Genomic DNA, 306 nt, shown 5'->3' on the forward strand with positions numbered 1-306 from the left:
TCCAGGCCATCTACGGCGAACTCGCCGCCGACCAGCAGCGCAACCAGCAGATCGCCGCCGACATCGCCGACGCCTACCGGCGTGGCCGGTGCAGCCTGACCCTCACCAATCGCATCGAGCACGTCAACCAACTCTCGTCTGCGCTCAAAGGGCACGGCATCGAAGCACTGCTCCTGCACGGCGGCCTGCCCACGGCCGATCGGGACCGCGTCCGTGCCGAGCTGTCCGGTGTCCGTACCGGTCCCTTGGTGCTGCTGGCGATCGACAAGGTCGCCGGGGAAGGGCTGGACGCACCCGTGTTGGACA

1 protein-coding gene is annotated in these 306 nt (G+C 68.3%); it reads left to right on the forward strand.

Annotated elements, in window-relative coordinates; genetic code table 11:
• Nucleotides 1-306 (forward strand): hypothetical protein (locus RB628_RS43015; RefSeq protein ID WP_412180811.1); only part of this gene is annotated, 306 nt, incomplete at both ends.

The sequence above is a fragment of the Streptomyces sp. ADMS genome (assembly GCF_033441795.1).
Classification (GTDB): domain Bacteria; phylum Actinomycetota; class Actinomycetes; order Streptomycetales; family Streptomycetaceae; genus Streptomyces.